At 49.5% G+C, this 5224-nt stretch carries 7 protein-coding genes and 1 pseudogene; 6 read left to right on the top strand and 2 right to left on the bottom strand.

Annotated elements, in window-relative coordinates:
- The 5 genes and pseudogenes from A7098_RS02170 to A7098_RS02155 form a co-directional block, all read left to right on the top strand.
- On the top strand, positions 1-252 hold a 252-nt coding region (locus tag A7098_RS02170; protein ID WP_301005533.1), incomplete at its 5' end, for a MobC family plasmid mobilization relaxosome protein.
- A pseudogene (locus tag A7098_RS24105) lies at positions 242-892 on the top strand (relaxase/mobilization nuclease domain-containing protein); the annotation flags it as partial. The gene A7098_RS02170 and the pseudogene A7098_RS24105, both read left to right, overlap by 11 nt.
- A 37-nt stretch (positions 893-929) precedes the next feature.
- Positions 930-1448 (top strand): MbeB family mobilization protein, encoded by a 519-nt coding sequence (locus A7098_RS23830; RefSeq protein ID WP_058820098.1) that lies wholly within the window; start codon positions 930-932, stop codon positions 1446-1448.
- Positions 1449-1454: 6 nt separating this feature from the next.
- Entirely contained in the window at positions 1455-1688 is a 234-nt protein-coding gene (locus A7098_RS23825) for an MbeD family mobilization/exclusion protein (RefSeq protein WP_058820099.1), read from the top strand.
- Between the two features lie 635 nt (positions 1689-2323).
- Positions 2324-3499, top strand: a complete 1176-nt coding sequence (locus tag A7098_RS02155; protein ID WP_058820100.1) for a GTPase — start codon at positions 2324-2326, stop codon at positions 3497-3499.
- A gap of 319 nt (positions 3500-3818) precedes the next feature.
- On the opposite strand, the gene A7098_RS02150 is transcribed toward A7098_RS02155, so the two are convergent.
- Together A7098_RS02150 and A7098_RS02135 are read right to left on the bottom strand one after the other, a co-directional pair.
- Positions 3819-3989 carry a replication initiation protein gene (locus tag A7098_RS02150; RefSeq protein WP_153674799.1) on the bottom strand — a complete coding sequence of 57 codons (171 nt, stop codon included), beginning with the start codon at positions 3987-3989 and terminating at the stop codon, positions 3819-3821.
- A gap of 671 nt (positions 3990-4660) precedes the next feature.
- The gene (locus A7098_RS02135) at positions 4661-4852 is read right to left on the bottom strand and encodes a Rop family plasmid primer RNA-binding protein (RefSeq protein WP_016241003.1); all 192 of its coding nucleotides are present in this window, start codon (positions 4850-4852) and stop codon (positions 4661-4663) included.
- A 65-nt stretch (positions 4853-4917) separates the two neighbouring features.
- On the opposite strand from A7098_RS02135, the gene A7098_RS23920 reads away from it, so the two are divergent.
- On the top strand, positions 4918-5224 hold a 307-nt coding region (locus A7098_RS23920; protein WP_105280262.1), incomplete at its 3' end, for a plasmid mobilization relaxosome protein MobC.

Below are 5224 nucleotides of genomic sequence, written 5' to 3'. Positions count from 1 at the left end.
GTATGGATGCGGCGGGTCTGCCGGGGTGAGCCGGTTGCCCGTTCCGGGAAACTGCCGACACGGGCACCGCCGTTACTGCGTCAGCTGGCCGCCATCGGGAATAACCTGAATCAGACGGCGAGGAAGGTGAACAGCGGGCAGTGGTCTTCCGGTGACCGGGTTCAGGTGGTGGCCGCACTGATGGCCATCGAGAGAGAGTTGCGCAGCTTACGGCAGGTCGTCAGGGAACAGGGAGCGCGGGATGATTGTTAAATTTCATGCCAGGGGAAAAGGCAGTGGCAGTGGTCCGGTTGATTACCTGCTGGGAAGGGAGCGTAACCGGGAAGGGGCAACGGTGCTTCAGGGTAATCCGGAAGAAGTCCGGGAACTCATCGATGCCACGCCATTTGCGAAGAAATACACGTCAGGTGTTCTGTCGTTCGCGGAGAAGGAGCTGCCGCCGGGAGGACGTGAAAAAGTGATGGCGAGCTTTGAGCGCGTACTGATGCCCGGTCTCGAAAAGAATCAGTACAGCATCCTGTGGGTGGAGCACCAGGACAAGGGACGGCTTGAGCTGAATTTTGTCATTCCGAACATGGAGCTGCAGACCGGAAAACGCCTCCAGCCGTACTACGACCGGGCAGACAGACCGAGAATTGATGCCTGGCAGACGCTGGTTAATCACCATTACGGGTTGCATGACCCGAACGCCCCGGAGAACCGCCGGACGCTGACACTCCCTGATAACCTGCCGGAAACGAAACAGGCGCTTGCTGAGGGTGTTACTCGTGGGATAGACGCACTTTACCATGCCGGAGAGATAAAAGACCGTCAGGATGTGATTCAGGCGCTCACAGAGGCGGGGCTTGAAGTGGTCAGGGTGACGCGAAGCAGTATCAGCATTGCAGACCCGAACGGCGGGAGGAATATCAGACTGAAAGGAGCATTTTATGAGCAATCTTTTACAGACGGGCGCGGAGTTCGAGAAAAAGCTGAAAGAGAGAGCCGCATCTACAGAGAAAATGCTGAACGACGAGTTCAGGAGGCTCGGCGAATCTGTCAGCGAGGCTGTGACCTCAAACGAGACGAAAATCAGAGACGCTATAGCCCTGTTCACAGCCTCGACAGAGGAATCGCTGAAAAAACACCGGGAAGGGGTGAACGAGGCGATGATGCAGCACAGGAAGGACGTGTTAAAGCTGGCAGGGAATACGGGCATGATGTTACTGGGGATAGCCTTTCTCCTGTTAACCATGAGTGGTGGGACGCTCTGGTATCTCGGCGGGAGGATACAGGCGAACCTGGAAGAAATCAGGAAGCAGGAAGAGACATTGCAGAAACTGAACGCGAAGACATGGGGCGTGGAGTTTGTGCAGGACGGGAACAGGAAATTCCTTGTCCTTCCGTACGGGAAATCAGCGGAGGTGATTCCCTTTCAGGGGAAAGAGTGGGTACATCTGAAGGAGTGACACAGAGTGACAGAGCTGGAAACACATTTGCTGAACGCCTTAGAGCAGCTGCAACAGGACTATATGCAGCGGCTGAGCGAATGGGAGAGCGCCTTCGTGGAATTGCAGAAGATGTTTTCGCTTACGCAACGGGACAACGCGATGCTGAACGAGCGGGTCATGAAGTTGAGTCAGCAGGTGCAGCACTTGAGCGAGCAGACAGAACGCTTGAGCCAGTTATACAGCGAGAACTGGAGATAAGAGAGGAACGGTTGATACAGGAGCGCGAACATGCTTTATCCCTGGAACGGGAACGCCAGCTGGAAATACAGGAGCGCACGCTGGATGGCCCTTCGCTGGGATGGTGAAACTATGAAAAATGGCAGGTTCAGCAGATTGAGATGAGTTAATGTGAGCTGTACCATTTGATTGCATAGGTATTCATGCGGTTAAAATTTATCAGGCGCGATCGCGGCAGTTTTTCGGGTGGTTTGTTGTTATTTTTACCTGTCTGCTGCCGTGATCGCGATGAACATGTTTTAGCAGTGCGCATAAAATGGGGTTATGTTAAATGTGATTGATATCTATAGATATCAGACTAACTATTTATTTTGTACATGGTGTTAAAATTGGTAATGATTAGAATGGCTATGACTTATAAATGTTTATCATGCCATTGGTGTAAAACTATTCCTAAATGTAGTGATGCTTTAGTTGATGGAGTGAGCGCCTTTAGTCGGTGCCCAAATTGCGATTCTATTTTGGTTGATGAAAAAAAAGCCAACATCATTAACTCGGTTATTGCAAATATAATATTCAAAATAAAATCGTAAATGATTTTATTATTTGTGTGATCGTTTGCGTTTTTGTTGGCTTGTTATTATGTGGAGGTTAAAATGTTGGAGCAAGTTAAAGATTTTTTAGGTGATTCCTATAATCCACAAACTGGTGAGTTTAATGCAGAAAAGGCAAGGGCAGAGGCTGAGGAACATAAGGACAAATTTAATATAATTCTTTGTGGAGCTACAGGAGTTGGTAAAAGTTCTTTGGTTAATGCAGTTTTTGGCGAGGAGATTGTTAAGTCAGGAGTGGGAAGTCCAGTTACCCAGCATTTAGAAAAAATCACTGTTCCAAGAAAAGGGCTGGTGTTGTGGGATACAAAAGGTATTGAGTCAAAAGATTATGAAAATACCATAAATCAGTTAAAGAATGATATTCTTCATGCATTCAATGACTCATCTCATGAAGACGATGTGCCTCATTTAGGGTGGGTTTGTATTGATTCGTCAGGTGCAAGGATAGAAGAAAGAGATATTGAGATAATTGGTATTTTAAGAGAAAAAGAAATACCTGTAGTTGTTGTGTTTACAAAAATACTTGGCGATGAGTCTGCCGATTTTATAGAGGCAGCCATTAGTGAAATTAATGCTCATCATGGTGATTTTATTAATGGTAGGTATGTAAAAGTAAATTCAAGAGAGCGGAAAATACTTAATATTTCTATCCCTGTTAGTGGTCTTGATGATTTAGTAGATATTAGTTTTAAGGCGTTACCAGAATCTAAGAGTCGTGCCAGGCAAGCCTTAAAAAAGGCTCAAATGGTTAAAATGGAGGAGCGACTGGAGGCCATGAAGGATGGTGCAAAATTAATTGTTCATACATCATCTGTAGCTGCTGGGGTGGTTGGTGCAACTCCTGTGCCAGGCTCTGATGCTCCGCTTATTGCTGGAGTGCAGAGTACAATGATATACAAGATTAATTCTGAATTCGAACTTGATATAACAACATCAGCATCAGCGAGTATTATTAGTGGGATACTTGGAGTTACCGCGGTAGCACAGGTGGGTAAGACCATTGTATCTAATGTTTTAAAATTCATTCCTGGTGTGGGTTCCGTTGTTGGGGGGGCAATATCAGCAGCTACAGCAGTTGGTATTACTGAGGCTATTGGTCATGCATATATTCAAGTTCTGGCTAGTTATTATGATAAAACGACTGGGAAAGTCCTCCTTCCAGAGAGTGTTAGTGTAGTTTTGGATTTGTTTAAGAAATACTTCACATATAAAAAGTAATTTATGGGTGAATATGTTTTACCACTCTGGTGATAAATATATTCTTAATACGGCCTCCAGTTATGGATTTAGTTGATACAACTTAAACGAAGTTATGTGAGATAGAGGATTGCTTCGTTTGTATTTGCATCAAGTTGGCATAGATGAAAAGGATCTCCTTGAGATCCTTTGAAAGGCGTCGTAATCTCTTCCGCTGTAAACGAAAAAACCGCCTGGGGAGGCGGTTTTTCGAAGGTTAAGTCAGTTGGGGACTGCTTAACCGGGTAACTGGCTTCAGCAGAGCACAGATACCAAAACTGTCCTTCCAGTGTAGCCGTAGTTAGGCCATCACTTCAAGAACTCTGTAGTACTGATTAAACATCAATGCTCTGCGAATCCAGTTACCAATGGCTGCTGCCAGTGGCGATAAGTCGTGTCTTTCCGGGTTGGACTCAAGACGATAGTTACCGGATAAGGCGCAGCGGTCGGGCTGAACGGGGGGTTCGTGCACACAGCCCAGCTTGGAGCGAACGACCTACACCGGGCCGAGATACCAACAGCGTGAGCTATGAGAAAGCGCCACGCTTCCCGAAGGGAGAAAGGCGGACAGGTATCCGGTAAACGGCAGGGTCGGAACAGGAGAGCGCACGAGGGAGCTTCCAGGGGGAAACGCCTGGTATCTTTATAGTCCTGTCGGGTTTCGCCACCTCTGACTTGAGCGTCGATTTTTGTGATGCTCGTCAGGGGGGCGGAGCCTATGGAAAAACGCCATCGGCGTGGCCTTTCTCTCGCCCTTTGTCTTTTTGCGCACATGTTCTTTCCGGCGCTATCCCCTGATCCTGTGGATAACCGTATTACCGCCTTTGAGTGAGCTGATACCGCTCGCCGCAGTCGAACGACCGAGCGTAGCGAGTCAGTGAGCGAGGAAGCGGAAGAGCACCTGAACTGGCATTTTCTCCTTACGCATCTGTGCGGTATTTCACACCGCATATGGCGCTGTTTTCTTACAATTCGCACTGATGCCGCATAGTATAAGCCAGTATACACTCCGCTATCGCTACGTGACTGGGTCAGGGCTGCGCCCCGACACCCCCTAAAACCTGCTGACGCGCCCTGACGGGCTTGTCTGCTCCCGGCATCCGCTCACAGACAAGCTGTGACCGTCTCCGGGAGCTGCATGTGTCAGAGGTTTTCACTGTCATCCCCGAAACGTGCGAGGCAACTGCGGTAAAGCTCATCGGCGTGGTCGTGAAGCGATTCACAGATATCTGCCTGTTCATCCGCGTCCAGTTCGTTGAGCTTCTCCAGCAGCGTTAATGTCTGGCCTCTGATGAAGCGCGCCATGTTAAGGGCGGTTTTTTCCTGTTTAGTCACTGATGCCTCCGTGTAAGGGGGATTACTGTTCGTGGGGGGTAATGATACCGATGAAACGCGAGAGGATGCTCACGATACGGGTTACTGATGATGAACATGCCCGGTTACTGGAGCGCTGTGAGGGTAAACAGCTGGCGGTATGGATGCGGCGGGTCTGCCTGGGGGGGCCGGGTGCCCGTTCCGGGGAACTGCCGACACTGGCACCGCCGTTACTGCGTCAGCTGGCCGCCCTCGGGGATAACCTGAATCAGACGGCGGGGGAGGGGAACAGCGGGGAGGGGGCTTCCGGGGACCGGGGTCAGGGGGGGGCCGCACTGATGGCCATCGGGAGAGAGGTGCGCAGCTTACGGCAGGGCGGCGGGGAGAAGGGGG

Origin of the sequence: Escherichia sp. MOD1-EC7011, assembly GCF_002965005.1 — a bacterium.
Classification (GTDB): Bacteria; Pseudomonadota; Gammaproteobacteria; order Enterobacterales; family Enterobacteriaceae; genus Escherichia; species Escherichia ruysiae.
The sequence above is the reverse complement of the archived record's forward strand: the minus strand, read 5'-3'. Positions and strand labels throughout refer to the sequence as shown.

Coding starts and splice junctions, on each gene's coding strand:
- A7098_RS02155 (WP_058820100.1), top strand. CDS start 2,324: ATGTTGGAGCAAGTTAAAGATTTTTTAGGTGATTCCTATAATCCACAA.
- A7098_RS23830 (WP_058820098.1), top strand. CDS start 930: ATGAGCAATCTTTTACAGACGGGCGCGGAGTTCGAGAAAAAGCTGAAA.